The sequence below is a fragment of the Massilia aquatica genome (genome assembly GCF_011682045.1).
GTDB lineage: Bacteria > Pseudomonadota > Gammaproteobacteria > Burkholderiales > Burkholderiaceae_D > Telluria_A > Telluria_A aquatica.
Genome location: NZ_VVIW01000001.1, coordinates 97,032 through 116,697 on the forward strand (window position 1 = coordinate 97,032; position 19,666 = coordinate 116,697).

At 54.3% G+C, this 19,666-nt stretch carries 15 protein-coding genes and 1 tRNA gene; 2 read left to right on the top strand and 14 right to left on the bottom strand.

Annotated elements, in window-relative coordinates; translation table 11 throughout:
• Positions 1-165: 165 nt before the first annotated feature.
• The 8 genes from F1609_RS00485 to F1609_RS00520 form a co-directional block, all read right to left on the bottom strand.
• On the bottom strand, positions 166-543 hold the full coding sequence (locus F1609_RS00485; protein ID WP_167073624.1) for a hypothetical protein: 378 nt from the start codon (positions 541-543) through the stop codon (positions 166-168).
• Between the two features lie 2 nt (positions 544-545).
• Positions 546-1,001, bottom strand: a complete 456-nt coding sequence (locus F1609_RS00490; RefSeq protein ID WP_167073626.1) for an SMI1/KNR4 family protein — start codon at positions 999-1,001, stop codon at positions 546-548.
• Between the two features lie 2 nt (positions 1,002-1,003).
• Complete coding sequence (locus F1609_RS00495) at positions 1,004-2,950, bottom strand: HNH endonuclease (RefSeq protein WP_167073628.1); 1,947 nt, start codon at positions 2,948-2,950, stop codon at positions 1,004-1,006.
• Positions 2,947-4,137 carry a DUF2169 family type VI secretion system accessory protein gene (locus tag F1609_RS00500; protein ID WP_167073630.1) on the bottom strand — a complete coding sequence of 397 codons (1,191 nt, stop codon included), beginning with the start codon at positions 4,135-4,137 and terminating at the stop codon, positions 2,947-2,949. The genes F1609_RS00495 and F1609_RS00500 overlap by 4 nt, the downstream gene beginning before the upstream one ends.
• Positions 4,137-6,422: a type VI secretion system Vgr family protein gene (locus F1609_RS00505; RefSeq protein WP_167073632.1), complete on the bottom strand. Its 2,286-nt coding sequence runs from the start codon at positions 6,420-6,422 to the stop codon at positions 4,137-4,139. Before F1609_RS00505 ends, F1609_RS00500 begins: the two co-directional genes overlap by 1 nt.
• 551 nt (positions 6,423-6,973) lie before the next feature.
• Positions 6,974-7,906, bottom strand: a complete 933-nt coding sequence (locus F1609_RS00510) for a BsuBI/PstI family type II restriction endonuclease (protein WP_167073634.1) — start codon at positions 7,904-7,906, stop codon at positions 6,974-6,976.
• A complete protein-coding gene (locus F1609_RS00515; protein ID WP_167073636.1) occupies positions 7,899-9,428 on the bottom strand; it encodes an Eco57I restriction-modification methylase domain-containing protein in 1,530 nt (509 codons plus the stop codon). Before F1609_RS00515 ends, F1609_RS00510 begins: the two co-directional genes overlap by 8 nt.
• A gap of 182 nt (positions 9,429-9,610) precedes the next feature.
• Positions 9,611-10,180, bottom strand: a complete 570-nt coding sequence (locus tag F1609_RS00520; protein WP_167073638.1) for a recombinase family protein — start codon at positions 10,178-10,180, stop codon at positions 9,611-9,613.
• 182 nt (positions 10,181-10,362) lie between these two features.
• Between F1609_RS00520 and F1609_RS00525 the strand changes: the two genes are divergently transcribed.
• The gene (locus tag F1609_RS00525) at positions 10,363-12,168 is read left to right on the top strand and encodes an AAA family ATPase (protein ID WP_167073640.1); all 1,806 of its coding nucleotides are present in this window, start codon (positions 10,363-10,365) and stop codon (positions 12,166-12,168) included.
• Positions 12,169-12,948: 780 nt separating this feature from the next.
• Here the strand turns inward: F1609_RS00525 and F1609_RS00530 are convergent.
• The 6 genes from F1609_RS00530 to F1609_RS00555 all read right to left on the bottom strand — a co-directional run bounded on the left by F1609_RS00530 (position 12,949) and on the right by F1609_RS00555 (position 18,126).
• Positions 12,949-13,299 (bottom strand): hypothetical protein, encoded by a 351-nt coding sequence (locus tag F1609_RS00530; protein WP_167073642.1) that lies wholly within the window; start codon positions 13,297-13,299, stop codon positions 12,949-12,951.
• Positions 13,300-13,478: 179 nt separating this feature from the next.
• Positions 13,479-15,953, bottom strand: coding sequence for a DUF3987 domain-containing protein (locus F1609_RS00535; RefSeq protein WP_167073644.1), 2,475 nt, complete (start codon positions 15,951-15,953; stop codon positions 13,479-13,481).
• Positions 15,950-16,168, bottom strand: coding sequence for a helix-turn-helix transcriptional regulator (locus F1609_RS35310; protein ID WP_167073646.1), 219 nt, complete (start codon positions 16,166-16,168; stop codon positions 15,950-15,952). Before F1609_RS35310 ends, F1609_RS00535 begins: the two co-directional genes overlap by 4 nt.
• 77 nt (positions 16,169-16,245) lie before the next feature.
• Complete coding sequence (locus F1609_RS00545; protein WP_167073648.1) at positions 16,246-16,626, bottom strand: hypothetical protein; 381 nt, start codon at positions 16,624-16,626, stop codon at positions 16,246-16,248.
• Between the two features lie 23 nt (positions 16,627-16,649).
• Complete coding sequence (locus F1609_RS00550; protein ID WP_167073650.1) at positions 16,650-17,864, bottom strand: tyrosine-type recombinase/integrase; 1,215 nt, start codon at positions 17,862-17,864, stop codon at positions 16,650-16,652.
• A 175-nt stretch (positions 17,865-18,039) separates the two neighbouring features.
• Positions 18,040-18,126: transfer RNA gene (locus F1609_RS00555), tRNA-Leu, on the bottom strand.
• 456 nt (positions 18,127-18,582) lie between these two features.
• Between F1609_RS00555 and F1609_RS00560 the strand changes: the two genes are divergently transcribed.
• Positions 18,583-19,647: a DUF418 domain-containing protein gene (locus F1609_RS00560; protein WP_167073652.1), complete on the top strand. Its 1,065-nt coding sequence runs from the start codon at positions 18,583-18,585 to the stop codon at positions 19,645-19,647.
• Positions 19,648-19,666: the final 19 nt, after the last annotated feature.

A 19,666-nucleotide genomic window follows, 5' to 3' on the forward strand; every position in this document is an offset into this window, starting at 1 on the left:
GGAGGCCAACCAATGCTAATCGGTTGGAGCGAATGATAATGACGTCATGCGCCTGTCGAGCCAGCGTTTCTCGCATACCGATAGCGCCTTCAAATTTTGCTTTACGGTCTTGGTGAACCGTGAACCGTGAACTGCGCATCGAATCAAAAATGGCACAATTCCACATTAGCGAAAAATAGTGCTCACAACATTAGTCAGTGGATCGAAATCAAGGCGCATGAAAGTTGGTTTGTCGTATAGCCAACGTTCAACCCCATCATCGATGGGCCAAAGTCTGTCTGGTTTTCCCATTATATTAACAACTTCATCTTTTGAAGAGCCAAGACGAACTCCTTCAACAGCCTCACTGAATGGGCGCTCAAAGCGCACGGATGAGACAACGTTTTTATCGAAAAAGATCTGAACGCCATCGGCTGGGAATTTAATTACAGAAAACGTGCGTGAATCGATAGTCTCCGAAATCGGCGATGAAGTAATGTTGGCCGTTGACTGAACCTTAGCTAAGTCCATTCCTTTTCTGATAATTGATAGTTTATTCTGCATACTTAATTATCCGGTTTGAGCTGTTGTACGAAATCTTGAAAAGAATCTGCAATTTTATACACATTTTTAAATTCGTTCCAATGAAGAGGTGCGGTATGAGGTTCATTCTCGTGATCCCAAAAGAAAACGCCGCCCGGCGCAGTGCCGTTTAGGGTCAGCAAAAACAAGTTGCCTCCTGGATCGTTTGCGAAAGGAAGGAAGCCATCAGGTATCCGGCCTCGAAACGTCTCCAGATTATCGTCAAGATCTAACGATGATCCGTCTTCCAAGCCAAAAAAATCATTGACTATAACCGTCCCAAATTTTTCCACGGTTAACACACACAGATCGGTACGCCCACCGTTATTTAAAAGCAAAAAAGATTTGTAATCCGCCGGGAGATCACGGTCTATCCGATTCTCAAACGCAATCACGTCGTCTGGATTAATTTGCGTTAAGTTTTTCTGTTCAAACTTCATGCTTATTGCCCTCTCAATATTGATGCTCCGCCAGAATGGGTAAATTCCTTGTGAATGCCGTACGGGACGAGCTGCATTGTCTCACCGTCTGGCATGTGATGCCAAGTCCATCCGGGCGGAGACTTTCCACCATACGTGTTGAAATCCCCCACTCCGCCCAAGGCTTCATGCGCAGCTTGATTTGCATTCTTGAAGTCGTGGTAGTGATCGCCTATCAATCCATCCACTTTTACATCCGTGAGCCCACTAGGATGGCTCGTAAAAGGTGAAAAATCCGGGTAGCCCGCAGGGTCATAGGTAACCCTCACGCCGTCCCTATTTACGTAAGTGACAGAGCCGTCAGGATGGTCAATAACAGATCCACCTTTTTCTTCAATCCATTTTTTTCTGTTGGGGGCTTGGTTCCAGCCTCCACCTTGCGCTTTTACGTAGACGCCGTCGTCAGGTCCTCGTGGGATGATTGTTGGATCAGGCTGCGGTAGAGCGGCGCGGGCCGCATCAGCAGCCTCCGCAGTTCTCGCTGCCTCTGCCGCTGCCACCCTCGCAGCCTCAGCAGAAACCTCCGCCGCTCTAGCCGCCTCAGCAGCTCTTGACGCATCGGCAAGAGCATCAGCCGCCCTAGCGGCCTCGGCAGCAGCTTCAGCAGCCGCCTCAGCCGCTCTTGCGGTCTGCGCCGCAGCTTCTGCCGCCCTTGCCGCGTCAGCGACCGCCTCTGCTGCTCTTGCAGCTTCGGCAGCAGCCTCTACAGCCTTAGCTTGCTCCAAAGCTTCTGCGACCTTCGCAGCTCTTGCAGCGCGTACCCCCTTAATGTATGCAAAGGGCGCCGTGCCGATCTCTGCACCGCCACGCGTTATAGCCTCAACGTAGTCACCCTTTTTCCACGGAGTTACTACTGGCTTCACCACAGCACCGGCTATATTTACAATATCACTTCCAATTGTGCTCGCAGAGATATTTCCTAGCCTAATATTCTCGGCAAGTATCTGCCCGTTTAAACTACCCAGCATCTTACCGTCGAGTGTAACTTGGCTTCGGAAATATTTCGGAATACCTTTTATACCTTCATAGGTAAGCTCCCCAACACCCATAACCGCGTCTTTGACGAAGCCGAAAAGTCCTCGTCTAACTTGTGCCTGGTAGTCTCCGAGTGTGCCCGGTATTCCCTCATCCAATGCAATCAAGTCATCTAGCGTTGCGTTGGCGTCTTTGAAGGGGACGTACTCGTCTAGCGCATCTAAGTCAAGTTGGCGATCCTTGATCTCTTTTGCTTGGGCTTTCAATTTTTCAAGCAGCTCGCTAGTTCTCTTACCAGGCGGAACCTCGCTTTCGGGTGGGGCGGCGACTACTGCGAGTGCGCTTTTTTTCTCCGTTACCAGTTTTCCCGCGCATCCACCACTTCCCGCCGCGTCAGTATTAATGCGGCATCGGCTATCGTGACGGGCAATCGGCCTATTATTTGCCTCGACGTTATCGTGCCCTTCGGAAATCAATACGTACCCTGAGCTTAGTGACGTCTGGGAAATAATGTGTGCCCCGGCATCCGCCTGAATGTTCCGAAAAAGATCGCCCTTTCGGTAGACCGATGTTCCTTGCGCCTTTACATTTTCCGATGCACAGTGCTTCCGATCCAATGTCGCAAAGCTGTTAAAGGCAACGATATCCTTCCCCACTCGACACAGGTCCGGCTCGGTCGCAAGAGCTAGCCATCCTTTCGCGTGTGCGACATGAAGTGGTGAGCCGTGTTGAGGCGGACTTTTTTTGGGCGGGAGGGTTGTTTTACTAGCATTAATTTTTTCTATATCCGAGATATTGCGTTCCAGCTCTTTGATCCTCTTTTTACTTTCCTCAACAAACCTTTTAGCCGCAATTTTTTCTTCCTCTGTAAGAACACCGGTAAGTGGGGTCTTAAGGGTGGTAAGCCTTAGTTTGTCAGCTCCATTGCCGCTCATATAATCTCCTCGCCAGAGCTACTAGTGGGCTCAGTATTGACAATTGCAGCTGTCGTAGCGCCCACAACGACGTTGATAACGGGATCGTTGTAACTAAAGTGTGCGCGCCAGACTAAGGACACTAAAGTACGGTCTAGATCCAGGCGTAAGGTGTCAAGAAGAGGAAAAGTTATATTGCAGGCACCGCTAGCATGCGTTGTGACCGCTATGATCTTCCACCCAGGGAGACGCATATCAGTCTTGTCCGCAAGTAAGCCAACGAATGATATGTTCTCGTCCCCGACCAAATGTGGGGTCGCGACCATCATTGCATTTGCGCTTTGAAAAAAACGCGTATCGAAATTCACTGGAAGGCGAGCCATACCTGACTTCAGAACGGTTTCATCATATTTCCCTTGATACGCGATCCGTGGTTGCCACCACCGTGCAATCGGACCTAGTCCACGCGCGGGGACATTGCAAAACGGGGTGCGCACTGGAGTTAAGGCATCCTCGATCTGGGGCGCAGGGATTTCGTGCTGGTCACGGACCCATTTAGCGACGAATCTGCGGGCTTTGCTTGGTAGATGGGCATAGGATTGGGAGTCGGGCAACCACCCGCGACCCGCCGGATTTGATGGCAACCTCACCCAGTCCGCTTGCCCGTCAGAAGTCAAATTGGCCGGGACGTCAACGCACCCTCCGTAGGCCAAGCGAAAATCCATCTTGATGCGCGTTACTGCCTTTGGTGAAGTCACGCTCCATCCAAAAATGCCGCGTCTGAACGAACGAGGACCATGAAGCCGGACGAACTGTTGGCATGGGCCTACTCGAAGCCCGGCGATCCAACTTGCGTGCGGCTTGCCACCCGGTGCGGAAGCATGGCCATAGACCAGGATATCCGTGCCTGGCTTGTACGGTACCAAATCGCCATCGTTAGCGATGATTGCCCGCATGACTTCGCTTTCCAACGCTCCATCAAACTGATCTCCATAGGCGATTTCGCTTTGATGCCGAGCTAAGGTGAGGGGCGACCCACCGCTCGCAAAATTGAACGTGCCGCGTACAACAAGTACATCCAGCCTTTGCCCTTCAGGGCCGGACTGCTCAAACCAAAAATGCGGTAGTCCAGTATGGTTCTCTATCTTGGCCTCGCGGTGATTACTTGAACGGAGTGTTTCATTCGCTACGCGGGTAGTTTCAGCCATTACTCCTCCGATTCGCTGCTGCTCCCAGGTGGACTTTTCGCCCCTCCAGAGTTGAGCATCACGTCGTCCGGCCCATCAACGTGGACCTTACTTCCAGCCTTAATGTGTATGTCTTTGCTGTTTAAAAAAATGGCATCTGGGGTCATGACGATTTTTGATGTGCCACAAACGAGCTCAATCTTGCTGCCGGCGGAGATGGTCACAGTGTTTCCGACATTGGTTGTTTGGTTGTGGCCAACGACCGTCGCCATAATCATTCCAACGTTCAGGCTATAGCCCATTCCCACGTTCTCCATCCGCCCCATGCCAACGTTTTGCATGTAGGCCATGCCAATCGTCTCCGTCTTCATTTTTGCTACATTGATCGACCAGTTTTTTCCTATCGTGTCCTTCTCATTCTTCCCGACCGACTTGGAACGGTTACCACCGATATCGATGGTTTCGTTTTTTCCCACATCCTCCGCGCGGTTGTCGCCGATGCTGATTTTTTCATCGTGGTCGACCCGTTCGCTGCGATTGTTATGGATCGTGATCGATTCGTTGTTGTCGACAGTTTCGGTACGATCATGGTGCACTGTGATGGTCTCGTCACGATTGACCGTCTCGGTCCGGTCGCGCTTGACCAGCGTGGTTTCGTCCCTATCGATCGTTTTTCGTCGGTCGTTGCCCACCCACTTGTCTTCATCGTGTTCGACTTCGGTGAGCTGGTCTTTCTCCGCATGCAGCCAGAGCTGCTCGCTTCCTTTCTTGTCCTCAAAACGCAGTGCATTGGCGTTGTCATAGCTTCCGCCCGGCGTGGAACGTGAGAGGATGCCACTTTGAGTCTTGTTGGCTGGCAGTGTCCATGGCGGCATCGTGTCTGCGTTGGGCACCATACCGGTGATAATGGGGCGATTTGGATTTCCGTCCATGAATTGCACAAGAACTTCGGTTCCGATTCGGGGAATCGAGGTCATGCCAAAGTTAGCGCCGGCCCATGGCGTGGCCACGCGAATCCATGCGGAACTCTTTTCATCGTTGCTACCTGCCCGGTCCCAATGGAACTGCACGCGCACGCGCCCAAATTCATCTGTGTGAATTTCTTCTCCTAGGGGCCCCACAACTGTTGCGGTCTGGATGCCGTGGACTTTCGTCTCGACGCTGTTATGGTCACGCCCGGCTCGATAAGGGATGATCTTGCGGATTGCGCGCAGTCGGTTTTCGTAATGAGATTCGGTCGCGTTTTTAACGTGATAGTTGTTCGACGCGCTGTGAATCACTTCAAGAATCAAAAACTCACGCGCTTGAGTGTCGTCTCCGGTTGCGCTAACGTCGAAGTGATCGATCAGCCTGAACCAACGCCCCGGCAGCATGTAGCGATTATTTCCGGAGCCTTCAAACTGCTTGCCAGCAGCCTCGAATTCTTCCATTCGCAACTGCGCCAAGGATCTGCCTCCACCTGTGAAACCATATGCCCCAGTGTATTCGTAAGATTCAATGGCCAAGACGTTTCCCTGTTGGCTCACCGTTGGCAATGAACTGTGAACGGGCTTAGGTGACTTGAAGTCAAAGGATGCGAGCGATACGGCTCCCTGCATGATTTGCCGCGATGGCGACCATTCGCCCACGCCGTCCTCTTCGGTCACGCCGCCATGGCGCTGGAAGCGTACGGAAGGGCCGCCATCGATTGGCTCGACGCTGGTTGTATCATCCGACAGGACTAACTTGTGACCGTTTTCCGAGTGCTCGAACCAATATACGATGCCGTTGCCGACCCAGCGTCGCTCAAGAAAATTGCGGTCGCTCTCGTCAAACTGGCAGCAGTCTGTGAGCACATCGGCCGCGCCCCTCACGCGCCAGTCCCAATCGGCAAGACTGCCATAGTCGCCGAAGATGCTTGCGGTCTGCTGGTACATAGTCGTGTAATGGAACAGGTAATTATCTTTGCGCATCTGAAGATACTTGTACCAGGGACCGAGCAATGCTTCGTAATACGACACCCCTCCATCGACTGTTTTCAACGCGAAGTTGAAAACGATCCCCGTGAAGTAGCGCAGTGTTCCATCCCCGCGCACCAAGTGAACGCACAGCATCTTGCCCTGCATATCCTTGAGCGGGATATCGGGATTGTCTGATAGCAGTTCGACCCGGTACTCGAAGGGCTTAGACAAGCTCTCAAACGCATCGAGCTTGTTCACGAGCAACTGGCCGGCCGGTCCATCTTGGTTGGGAAACGATATCCGCAACAGACGCCGATGCTGTCTTTCAGCGACAATATTTTGAAAAGCACTCATAGCTATGCTCATACTGGTTCCTATATTGCAAGACGGGATCGAAGTCGTTTTACACAAGCACTCATGTGAACGCTAGAACAACGGTTTCATTTTACCATTATTATCATAATACAAATGTTTAAACTAAACATTTGTTGTTGTTTTGGTACGATTATTTGTGTGCCGGGTTATCATGCCACTACGGGCGATGTCGATCTTGGCCGAACTCAATGCGGTAAAAAATTCCGACGAAAACGAGCGGAAACAACAAACCGTCAAGTAGGCGACGCTCCGCAATTTAGACTTGGAACTGGGATGGGCGCAGGCGAAATACTTTCTCAAATCGAGAACGTATTCTTTACTGGCAAGTGCAGCATATTAATTATCTGGGGCAATATGTTACTGCGGAATGGTTGTTAAATGTGAAACAATGCGTTATGTTTTCCGTCCCAAAATTTTTTTTGACGACCGTGTCTATGTATTGCAAGAAGAGCAGGGGGCACTTCTGCTCCCCCCCGGAGGGGGGTATCGATAAGAGATTTTGGTAAGTGAACCGATTAAGAACAAACTAGTGTAGCCAGTGGCTAGTGAGGCCCCATAAAACGATCACCGTTGAAGTGAATCAAGTGGGTGGGGTTGTCTGCACACCATACCTCGGTTTCCCATGCAATTACTGGAAGGAAGCGTGCCATTATTTGGCGGTTGGGAAACGCGGTTACGAACACTAATCCAGCGCTAACGTTGCGGAACAGATAGGATAGTTCGGCGTGTCGTTTCCCATCTACTGGGCCGACCGAGGTCACGCTCTCTACCAAATAAAGCCAGTCCTTATCCTTCGCATAGAGAATCGCATCCGGCATCTTCCCACGCTCGTGCAGGGGCGCGCCGAGCAGTTCTAACGCTGCAAGGTCCATTACTACGCCTTTATTGCCAGTATCCCCCAAATATAGGACTTGCGCGCCAGGTGCGAAGCGCGGCGCGAATTCTTGAATGATGTCTCGGATAAGCTCGCTATGACCACCCGGCGACATTTCAAAAAGGCTACCGTCTGGCAATCTGCAAGGGATCATGGCGAGGTCGCGATGCGCTTTGTACTTCTCTGCCAGAGAACCAATTTGAGATAGGTAGGCGGCTAATGCCTCGTCCCATGCGGGAGTCTTGTAGGTCAAGAGCAGCTGTTTTGCATCGGGGGCAATCTGGTAGTTCCATTGCGGGCTATTGGGCGGCCGTGACGGCTTATCAGGGTTTTGGAGTGCCAGGCCGCCTGAAACGAATTGGTGAAGCGTCTCCTTCCGGAAACTTTCGCGAGAATTCTCCGCATACGGTTTGTTGTAATCGTTGCGGCAGTAGTCGAGAATAGCCCGCACACCTAATAGCGGCTCACTTAGTGTCTGCCACGAGCCCTCCTCTTTTAACTGCACGAGTGCCAAAAGCGTGAGCCCAGAACGCTCATTCTGCTGCGTGCGCGGATAGCCGAGCGCAGCAATGATCTCAATGGCCTCGTCAATTTTACCCATCCACACCCCCTACGAATTTATCAATTTGTTCTTGTGACGGTAGAGCCGTCCCCACTTCTTTGCCCCAAGCGTGTAGTGTCGCGGCGTTGGGATATCGCAAAGCCCGGAGGTCACCCGCATTGACTTGCGTATGTCCACTGAATCGACGTAACCATCTGTCTGCAAACGTCGATGCGAGGTACACTGCCATCCCCTTTGCCAAAGTATCCTCCATGCCCTGCTTTGATTGATGCACGATGTTGGTTTTGTTGTCGAACCCAACAAGCGAGCCGGGGGCCGCAACCGGGGTAAAAACCGCTGGAACTATGCGCCGTTTTTCTTCCTTCGACGACAGTCGGCGGACGACTACATAGCAACCTGTCGACATCATCCATTTCCGGGTATCGTCATTTACCTCGATATAGTTGGGCTTTTTTACGTCGAGCTTTGGATGGACAACGAAACCGCTCTCGAAGTGGTGCGAATGAATCATCGGGGCGGTTCCAGGCCCAGGTGCTACTCGCAGGTGGTCCCTCATGCGAAAATCCACGACAGGCCCAGTGCTTACGCCCAGTCCAAGTTCCTCCAAAGTAAAGTGATAGCGGGCCATCGCCTTTCCCGTTTCAGTTCCTTCGTCCTCCGTGGCAAGGTGAAATATCTGCTCCCGATCTTCTGGAAGGACGACGTTATCAAATGGCGTTGTTCGTTCACGGACTTCTGAAAACGTAGCATCCTGACTTGACGATATGACGACCGGGCCTTGCCTGCGACCTTTGACGAGATGGAAAATTACATTCTCTTGTAACACCTCGTCGCCTTTGAACGCATGGGTACGGCTTTCAAAAACGTGAATCCGGGTGATTGCTGACGTTGTAAGTAATAGTTCACGGAAGGGCCTGAAGTAAGGGCCGTTACAAAAGCTACGAGGTGTAATCGCTACCATTTCGCCACCGTCGGCTAAGCTTTTCAATGCCAAGGCGACGAAACCGGAGTACAGGTTGGCGGTTTCAACTCCAAGAACACGGAGTGCTTTACGATGTGCAGACGCCGAACTAATTTTTTTGTACGGCGGATTGAGAATGGCATGAGTTGGCCCAAGCGTCTCGCCGCGACTGGTTAGCTCGTCAGAGAAGGAAAGGATGAAGTCGGTCGACTTGATAGTCGAACTGTACTGCGCTCCTGTCGCTCGCATCAGATCGCCGCAGGCGTCGAGGGTTGTGCTCAACTGCTCGTGAAGCAGGTCGTCGATTTCCCAAGCGGTGCATTCCAGCGACGACGCGTGCTCCGCTGCCGCCCTCTTTGCGAGCGCTACCGTCAGCGAGCCTATGCCGGCACCAGCATCGAGGAGCCGTACGGTCTTCTCTGCGAGCGGGTGGAACATGGAGGCCATAAACGTTGCTATGACACTTGGCGTCATGAATTGTCCAAAAGCCGATTTGTGCTTCTGGGAGGTCACCCGCGCGACTGCCTCCCGCCGCGCGTCAATGGCTTCGTCGGAGAGGTCGCTCGTGGCCTCAACTGTCAAGTTCATCCGGTCTTTCATAAATTTATCTACTGGGAAATTTCCCGCGTTTTTTGCTTCGTGAGCTTACAGTAATAGTGCTGAAGACGCCAAACGAAGGGCACATAGGGGCACAAATTTACATCCCTAAGTGCATGAGCTTTGAGTTTGCCGGCGCAGCAGCTTCAGTACCCTGTCCTGGTATCCCTCGCGTCGGAGTGCTCCTAATCGGACGGCTTTACTACGGTCAAAACCGTGGCCCTGGAAATTCCGTAGCGCCGAGCTAAGGCGCTCACGCTCTCGTTTTTCGTATAGCCGTCAATCATTGCTTGGCGCTGCTCTGGCGTGGTCTTAGATGGTCTGCCCAGAATCTTTCCCTCCGCTTTTGCCCGAGCCAAGCCCGCCTGAGTCCGTTCAACGATTAAATCCCGCTCCATTTCGGCGACGGCGGCCAGCATGGCGAGCATGAGCTTGCCAGCTGGCGAGGTCAGGTCGAGTTTGCCAAGTTGAAGAACAACCACCTCCACGCCCATAGTTGCAAGGTCCTTGATGGTTGACAGGACATCAGGCGCATCCCGGCCCAATCGGTCAAGCTTGGAAACCACAACAGTATCGCGCGCGCGCAGTTTGCTCAGCATTTCCGCGAACTGCTTACGTTGAGCAGCGTGCGCCTTCCCGCTAACCGTGTCGGCAAACCAATACTCTACTGCGTAGCCGGCTCTCTCCACCTCAAGTCGCTGATTGTCAACAGTCTGCTCCGCTGTAGATACCCGTCCATACCCAAATACTGCCATCAATCACTCCATGTTGTGTTGAAAAACGGTGCAACTATATATCAACATGTTGATATGTGTAAACCCTATATTTCCAACGTTTGAATTTAGGCTTGTTATTCCCTGTTGGAAATCGGTCGGTTTCTGTGCAGCTGGTCTATTTTGGGGGGCGATGATATGGTTAGGTTTTTTCACTTTCCTTCATGCGCCTGACGTCAATTACCGTAAGCAACTATAAGTCCTTCATGGACGCTGGAACTGTCGAGATTGGAGCTGGCTTCAATCTATTTATAGGAGCAAATAATTCTGGCAAGACTACAATGCTAGAAGCACTCGACCTCCGTACAGACAAAACGATGCTTCACCGCTCTATCTGGAGCTTGCCGGAATACGGCGATCAGACACAAGGACGAAGCAGCCTCCAGATTTCTGTCAAAACTTCGCTTCAGGAACTAAAAGAACTGCTGGGAACGACGGTATTAATACCAATTCCGGAAAACTTTCGGAACATGCTTCCTACTGGAGTTAACGATGTTGCCAAGGCGGCATATCAGAGACTTCTAGATGCCCCAGAAATCACTCTAGTTTGGGAAAATGGAAATGAACAACAATACATGTCAGCCCGAACCATCTTTGGTGAGTCCGCACTGACACTGCAACATGAGAGCACTGCCAACCACGTCTTGCAACTTCGATTCCCGGATCGCCAAGCAACAATTCCCGAGTGTCACATTGTTAACCTGGTAGGACAGCCAACGGGGATTCGACTTAGCGATTTCTTCAAACGATTTTTCTACCGTTTTTCGGCTCAGCGAAACCCTGCTGTGCAATCTGGATTCACCGGCGCTCCAGCCGTCCTGTCACCTGACGCTTCAAATCTCGCCTTTTGCTTAAGCCAACTTCAATTGAACGACGCGCACGGACATAGCCTGCTATGCGACTGGGTTCATCGAGTATTTCCATCCGTTCGATGGGTGCAGGCACCGGCAGTCTCGAACAATCAGTGGCACATCCAGTGCCTGCCCCGCCCTCCCGTGGAGAGACGTGACGACCTCGCGGTAACGCTGGATCAAATGGGTACTGGCATTGGAAACGTAATAGCTATCCTTTTCATAGTACTCGTATCACGGCAGCCTCAAGTTATCGCGATAGACGAACCCAATTCCTTTCTTCATCCGCGAGCCTTGCGCGAACTTCTTCAAATTCTGGCAGTTGAAGGGAGTCAGCATCAATACATTTTGACGGCCCACTCACCTGATGTGCTTACTGCTGTATCTCCGAGTTTTGTAACAATGTTTTCAGCTCCGGACGGGCGGACAACCATCCGACAGGTTGCTGGAGGCGATATTGTCCATCTCCGCGAAGACCTATCAGATCTTGGAATCCGTATGACCGATCTACACGGTCGCGATCGCGTTCTTTGGGTTGAGGGCCAAACAGAAGAGCTAGTATTGCCCGAATTGTTGCGGCGGTTTTGTCCAGAACTAGCTGCCGGCACTGCCGTGCTTCGAGTCGAACACACTGGTACTTTCGAGAAAAAAGGCGTCGTTGTTTCTGAGGTGGCAAACATATATAGACGTCTCAGTGAATCGTCGGCGCTTGTCCCGCCGATGGTCGCAATCTTGCTTGATCGTGAAAGTCGCAGCGAGAAAGAGTGCCAACGATTGATTGCCGAATGCAAAGGAGTACTGCGTCTCCTTGATCGCGCGATGCTGGAAGATTACGTATTGAATGCACCAGCGATCACTGCCAGGCTAAATTCGCTCGGCGAGTCTTGCACCGACGGTCAAGTCGAGTCCCTGCTGAGTCAAGCAAGTGTAGAGGAGACCGCTGCAAACACGCTTGCTAGAGTATTTTTGGTTATTTCTGAGGCAAGGCATGAGTTCCGTAAAACACGTGATGTGCCTTCTCTAATCACTTGGCTACTGGAAAATGATCCAGATTTTCTCACCCCATTAGGAGCATGTTTAACGACAATATTTGTGCGAGACGATACTGCCGCTCAGTAAACGTACTCTGCCGTGCTGCATGGGCTGGTGATGCGACATGCGGCAGAGTAGTTACGTCTAAATACGGGTTAATTGGTCCTCCTCGACGTGACATTTACCTACAGTCGCACGGTAGGTCGAAACCAAGCGGCTACCGAAAATTTTAATCGATGTCAGCCAATGTTGTTCCGCTCTAACCACTTCCGCAGTGAGGCGTAGTGAATGTCTGTCAGTCCGGTTAAGCGCGCCGTGAGGCGCCGATGGCGCTTGCGCCACTTGTAGGGCTGCCGAAAGGGGATCGTGGCCTCCGGGGTAGCTCCAAGCCTTCTCAAGAGCTTGTGCCGGGCAAAGCGAGCCCGGTCCGTCGCGGTAGCTGCCACTGAGGAGCGATACCGCAGGCCCAGGCAATGGCGGCATGCCACTTCGCTGCCTGACCAATACAAGGACTGGAAATTCCCCTCGTGCGCGCGAGGGCACTTCAGGAGGGGGCGTACCCGTCCTTTTAGGCATGGTATGGCCACAATATCGACTCGGTACGTTGCACCGTCCAAAAAGGCTGTCAAACGGTCTGGGCAGAGCATTATCAGGCCGGTTGTTGCGCCGTCGCCGACTGCCAGTAGCGACTGCCCTGTGCTGCTCCACACGGCCATCAATTTCGCCAAGTTGATCTCGAACGCATCTTCGAGGACTGGAACTCGGATATCTTTCATTGCTGTTTTGCTCCCCGTACCGAAATAAAAATCAAAGTGCCCGCTGCACCCCACTTTGCTGGGGAGTAGCAGGCAGCGCATATGTACGTTGTTACGACGAGATCAACATCATCGGGTGCCAGTCGCGCTGAATTTTGCCGATCTGGACGGTGAGGTGTTGAGTGATATCGCCGAAGGAGGCATCGAATCGCGTCCACAAGGCGCTTTCTTCGTAGAGCGGGAAGGGGAACACCTTGGACTGATCCGCACACTTCTTCCGCTTTTTGAACATGGCGAAGATGGCAGTGCTTAGATCAAAGTGGTCCAGCCCACTGACATCTGCGTATGTCAAATTGCGCAAGCCTCGGTCCGCTTTCACGGCAACGATGCCATAGACGTGCTGGAACTCCTTGATGAAGCTGAGGGCTTGGTGTGGGGTGAGGCGGATGCGATTAGCAAACATGTGTGGGTCCTTTTTTGTAAGGGTAATGTCTCTAAAAGCGCAACCAAAAACAACTTGTCTTGCGGGCTGAAACCCAGACTGGAGGCGGCTTTCAAGAGAATTCAATATAAAGAGATACCCCCCCTTCCATACTATTTCTTATTTACACTACGGAAGGACAGAGGTTTGTTTCGTTGATTTTATTGCGGTTGGTCGCCGAACTCCGCCGCGACATAGGCCACGCGTTTTTTACCGCGCCCGGACGGTGGGAGGAAGTCAACCTTCTGGAATCCACGATCACCGATGAGGTTCTTGAAGACCTGCTGTCGCATGCGTTCGTCGGCTTCTTTGAAGCGCGCGGTCTTGCGCGCCAAGTCTGCCTCTGTCAGGCCGTTGGGACCTGCTGCATTGATAAACCTTGCAACATCATTGCAGAGCGCTCCGAACGGGCTGTCGGCGATATGGTTCATCAGGTCACTCAGCGAACGATCCGCCCAGTACGTAACATAATCAATCGCCCAGCGGGCATGCTCGGCCGTGATAGTGTTGGACTCGCACGATTGCGACACGATCAATGACACTTTCATGGCGATCTCACGCACCCGCGAGTACATATCCGCGATGCCATCCTGTTCCAGTTCATCCATGCGGACGAGGCATTGTTGTTCAAGGTCCTTGAACATGACACTGGCTGCTTCATCAAACGGCACAATCGTCGGCGTAGCACGTTCGTTGTGCAGACCGTCAATGTCCAACTCGCTCATGTTTCCCTCGCCGCTGACGCGACGCGATCTCGCCCAGTCGGTCAACTCCTGTGGAGGCGGAGCGTTGTCGATATCTTGGCTGAGCTGGCGGCCGAGGTCAGTCTGGACAATAATGAAGCGGTTCAGAAAGCCGTCCTGCATAGAGCCAGACCCGATAGCATTGAAGAACGTGCCCGGTGTCGTCATCGCGACGAGCGTCAGGGACGGATTCACTACTTCGCGGGTCCCAAGTTCCCCTCGCTGCTTTGCGGTAAGGCCCGCAGTGGAGTATGCCTTCGGTTGTAGCGTCGAGTGAGCTCGGCCAAACACCTCCATCAGCCTCCTGCGTACCGTTGCGCCGAGATGGTTACTCTTAGAGCGTGACGATTCCATCAGCATGCCGAATTCGTCCATGATCGAAATGTGCGTTGGCCTAGCCAACAACATCGAGTCGACGGCCGCGTCTGAGGTGTAGTCGCAAGCGCCGATCAACTGACCCAGACCAGCGAGGCGCAAGCATTCTTCAATCGCCGTCTTCGCATGTTCCTTGCCAGAGCCAGTCACGCCAATGTTCAAGAAGAACTGATTAGGCCAGTTGCGCTGCGTTGTGCAGAATTTACGCCCCAGGACGACGCTGCCAAGTGCGAGCGCGGTTTGTACTGCGAAATTGGGCTGTGGCTTGTTTGCTGTGCGATTGGTCCAATCGACCATCTTGCCGAGTATTCCCGGAACGGTCAGCAGATGTTCTGGTACGTGTCGGGTCTTATTGGTGCCGAGCTCGGTGCATGGGTTCGACATGGCCCGTGGCGCTTGAGTGTGCATGATCGCGGAGATATCGACGCTGCTTGGCGCGAATTTTCCCATTGCGCTGCTAACGAGGGCGGGAATATCCGCACGGCGGGCAGCCCAACGCTCGTCGTGCGACCCAGCCGATGCATCCATCAAGCCGTACAGGTGATTTACCGCTGCCCCGCCGTTCATTCCACTTGCCGCGAGGGAGGCTGCAAGGTCGCGCAGACTATCGTGGTAATTGTCGCCTGCGTGAATGCGACTCACCAGCGCAGCGTGATGCTGGCTTTGTGACGCCGCTTTCAGGTCGCCCGTGTTCGGGTCGATTTTGCGGTCAGCGCGGATGCGCTCTGCAAGCTCGACGAACCCGCGCAAGCCGGAAACAGCCCCGTCCTTAATGACCTTGCCCGTGACGGTCAAGAAACGCTTCGAGGAGTAGAGTTCCACCTTCAGACCGTTGACAGTGCCCGCGCATCCTTTTTCCAAGACTGACGAGTAGCCGAAGGCGCGCAAGCCGGTAGTGGATGGCGAGAGTTCTACGTAGCTTGCGCCCAAGGCATCGAGCAATGCCAAGGCGTCAGGATGGATTTCGCCATCGAGCACGCAATGGTCAATGTCCACGCCAACGAGGCCATCGTCGTTCAGCGCGAATCCAATGCCTGTGTAATCGCCTTCTTCATAAGCGGTTACCGCTTGATCGAGTGTCCCCCAAGTGTCGGGGTCAGTCGAGCTGCCGCGCGAGTTGTGCAAGGTTGGGTTATACGGCACTTTCGTCGACTTCGTACCGTCGCGCTGTTCTGCACGCCAAGTCATCCATCGTGGCAGCACGCGAAGGGCTTCGGGGATATTGTTCACCTGTGGGGCGACAAAGCCATGCACGCGTGTTTGTACGGGTGATTGAACACTGATCTCACCAGCGACGGCTTTTTCGACTTCGAGCGCATCGGCGGACGTGGTGTGGGTTGCCGGGATCGGCCGTGATGGGGCGAATGCACGATCCCGGATCGGATGACTGTGGCTGCATGGGTAAGTCGCCCGGTCCGGCGACGTGGGATCGTACTTGGCGACGAAGTCGCCGCTTGCGCTGCTCACGCCGTCCGGGATTCGCGGTAAGTTTGCGATTGGAGTGGCGTGAGCGATCATGCAACTACCCTCGGCTGGGCCGATGCGGCGCAGTTCGCGACAAATGCTTCTACTTCTGCTGCATGCCACACAGTGACACTGGCGCCGATCTTGAAAGGCTTCGGGAACTTCCCGTCGCGTACCCAACGCCAGATGGTTGCAGGGCTGACGGGCAGAACGCCGACTTTATTTTTTGTGGTCGCAATGTCTGCGACCCGCATAACGCGTGGTGCCATCTTTTACTCCGGTATGACGTCTCATGACGATACTGAAGTATTTCAAATTTCCTTCTTAAAAACACCGACAGCCGGTGTCACCGTTTGGCGCTACCCACTTGGCGCTGGAGGTCCCGAACGCTGCGATGATGTTTCTTCCCCAGTTCCTCAAGTGCTTCCTTGGTCGTTTGAGTTTTTTTCCGAATAGACTGGTAGTCTTCCCTCATCACAAAGCGGTCCAAACTTACTGTTGTGTCGACCAGCCAACCTGTACTTGCCAGGAGCGTCAGCGCTTCAAGAAGCGCATGGGCGGCTTGTTCGGCAGTGACAACGGTTTGATCTTCGGGAAGGTCGCTCGGGTTAATGCAATATTGGCCATCTGGACTGCTCAATGCGGGGCCATAGGTGTCAACGAGTTCCTGTGCTGCCCGGCGAGCCTCATCGGAGGCTTTCCGGCCAAGGGATTTTTTATGAGCCATTCTATTCTTTGAATATCTAGAGGTTATGCTGCCCGCAACGGGATGGGTTTTGCGCCGCTGCGCAGTTCATCAAGGTAGTCAGCCCATCGCTGCATCATGACTCGGCGGGCCGGCAGGTGAGCGGTACGGTTATAAGCGCGGCCATTTGGGTCTTTCACAGCATGCGCCAGTTGGTGTTCGATCAAGTCCACTCGCTCCTCAAGGACTTCATCAAGAATAGTGCGCGCCATCGCGCGGAACCCGTGCGCGGTCATCACGTCTTTGGCGTAGCCCATGCTCCGCAAAGCAGCGTTCACCGTGTTTTCGCTCATGCATCGGTCGTCCGTGCGGATGCTCGGGAAAACGTACTTGCGATGGCCCGTCATCGGATGGACCGCGCGCAAAATCGCAACTGCCTGCTCGGACAGGGGGACGATGTGATCGCTCTTCATCTTCATCTTGTGGCCGGGAATGCGCCATTCTGCTCCGTCCAAGTCGATTTCCATCCATTCCGCACCCCGCAACTCGCCCGGCCGCACGAAAACGAGTGGGGACAGTTTCAATGCGGCAACGGCATAAGGGTGGCCGCTGTAGCCGTATATCGAGCGCAACAGGCTCGCGACTTCCTTAGGTTCGGTGATTGACGCGTAGTTGGTTTTGACCGCCGTGGACAGTGCCCCTTTGAGGTCGGCAGTCACATCGCGCTCTGCCAAACCAGTCGCGACCGCAAATCGAAAGACTTGGCCGCAGACCTGCTTGACCCGATGCGCCGATTCAACCGCGCCACGAGCTTCCATCTTCTGAACAGCAGAGAGCACGTCACGCGGTTTGATAGTGGAGATGGGCATCGCCCCGATGTATGGAAAAACGTCCTTCGCCAGCCACCCGGTCACTTTGATCTGCGTGGTGTCTGCACGTTCAGCCGCCGTCTTCGTCAGCCAGCTACGTGCGACTGCCTCGAATGTATGTACTGCCGCGATGGTGAGCGCTTCTTTATGCTCACGTTTTGCCTGCGCCGGATCAATGCCGTCGGCGAGAAGTTCCCGCGCTTCCGCGCGCCGGGCCCGCGCTTTCGCGAGGCTGACAGCAGGGTACACCCCCATTGCCAGCGTCTTGCGCTTGCCCAGGTGCTGGTAGTCCATGCGCCAGTATTTGCCCGCGCCCTTCACGAACAAGTACATGTTGTGGCCATCGGCGTACTTGTCGCCCGAAAGTTTGATCGGCTTAACTTGCTTTACGAACGTGTCTGTCAGTGCCATTTCCACCCCTGTTACGGTATCTAAAAAGTTCATCCTGCGGGATACCGTAAAAAGTTACGGTATCTTGTTGCGATGAAATGATATCGGGTGCGACACTATTCGACGAAAAAAATCCCGCTCTGCCTATGAGGCATGCGGGTTCTGATATGGGGTGATACAGGGTAAAACAAGGTTTTGGTGCCGGGAGCCGGAATCGAACCGGCACGCTGTTTCCAGCGCGGGATTTTGAGTCCCGTGCGTCTACCTATTCCGCCATCCCGGCAACGCGACCCGCATTATGGCCCATTTGCCCGGTTCAGGCAACTATTTCGCGTTGCAGGCTATTTCAGCGCCGGCGCGTCTCTATGCGCATCAGCCGCTCCCGCGTGTCCACGGCAACATCTTCAAGTTTGACGATGCGCTCTTCCATATCCAGACATTCCTTCGGTTCTTTCCTCGCTCCTTAGTTAAGCCGGCTCAAGCCGTTGGCGCCGGAAGCGAATTCGGAGCAACTCCGTCACGAATGCAGACATACGCCGCAGCCGTTTGTTCCGCAACATGTGAAGCCTCATTGATGAACGGGTTCCCCCAGCGAGTAATTTGCAGGGCGCCTTTGCTCATCCAGCCGGATAAGCTGCTTGCAACACTCGGCGATTCATAAGTCCAAGCTGATCGAAGCGCCGCTTTCAACAGGCGCCAGGCCCCATGCTACATTATGTTTTTTTCAATATGGTCCTCCATGAAACAACGCATCGCCGGCTTCGACCTGGCCCGGGCCCTTGCCGTGATCGGCATGGTGATCGTCAATTTCAAAGTCGTGATGCACGCCAGCGCGCCCGATGCGCCGTGGTGGCTGGCCATCTTCGACGCGCTCGACGGACGCGCCTCGGCCCTGTTCGTGATCCTGGCCGGGGTCGGGCTGTCGTTGCTGTCGAAGCGGGCGCGCGAAGCGGGCGACCCGGCCGCCTTGCGCGCCGACCGCGCCGGCATCCTGAAACGCGCCGCCTTCCTGTTCTGCGCGGGCCTGCTGTACGTGCAGGTGTGGCCGGCCGACATTCTCCATTACTACGGCGCCTACATGGTCATCGGCGCGCTGGCGCTGTCGTGGCGCAGCGGCGCCCTGGTTGCCGCCGCGCTGGCGATGGTGGCCGGCTTTGTGGTGCTGGCCGCCACTCTCGACTACGGCGCCGGCTGGAACTGGGAAACCCTCGCCTACACCGGCTTCTGGACGCCCGCCGGCTTTGTGCGCAACCTGTTCTTCAACGGTTTTCACCCGGTGTTCCCGTGGACTGGCTTCCTGTTGCTGGGAATGGCGCTCGGGCGCGCCGACATGCAGTCGCGCACCGTGCTGTACCGGATCTTCATCAGCGGCCTGCTCATGGGCATCGTGGCCGAACTGGCGATGACGGCCGGCGTCCTGCTGGGCGCGCCGGGCAGCGGCGTCTGGTCGCACCTGTGGTCATCCGGCCCGCTGCCGCCCCTGCCGCTGTACTGGATCGCCGCCGCCGGCGACGCCATGGCGGTGATCGCGGCCTGCGTCTGGGCCGGCCGGCGCTGGCATGACGCGCGCTGGTTGGCGCCCCTGGTGCATACCGGCCAGCTCGCGCTCACCCTGTACATCGCCCACGTCGTCATCGGCATGGGCGTGCTCGAAGCGCTCGGCCTGCTTGGTGGCCGCACGCTTGCCTTCGCGGTCGGCAGTGCGCTGGTGTTCTCGGCCGGCGCGGTGCTGGGCGCGCATCTGTGGCGCCGCCGTTTCGCGCTTGGCCCGGTCGAGTGGCTGATGCGGCGCTGTACGGGGTAAGCGTGCGCTTACTTGCGCG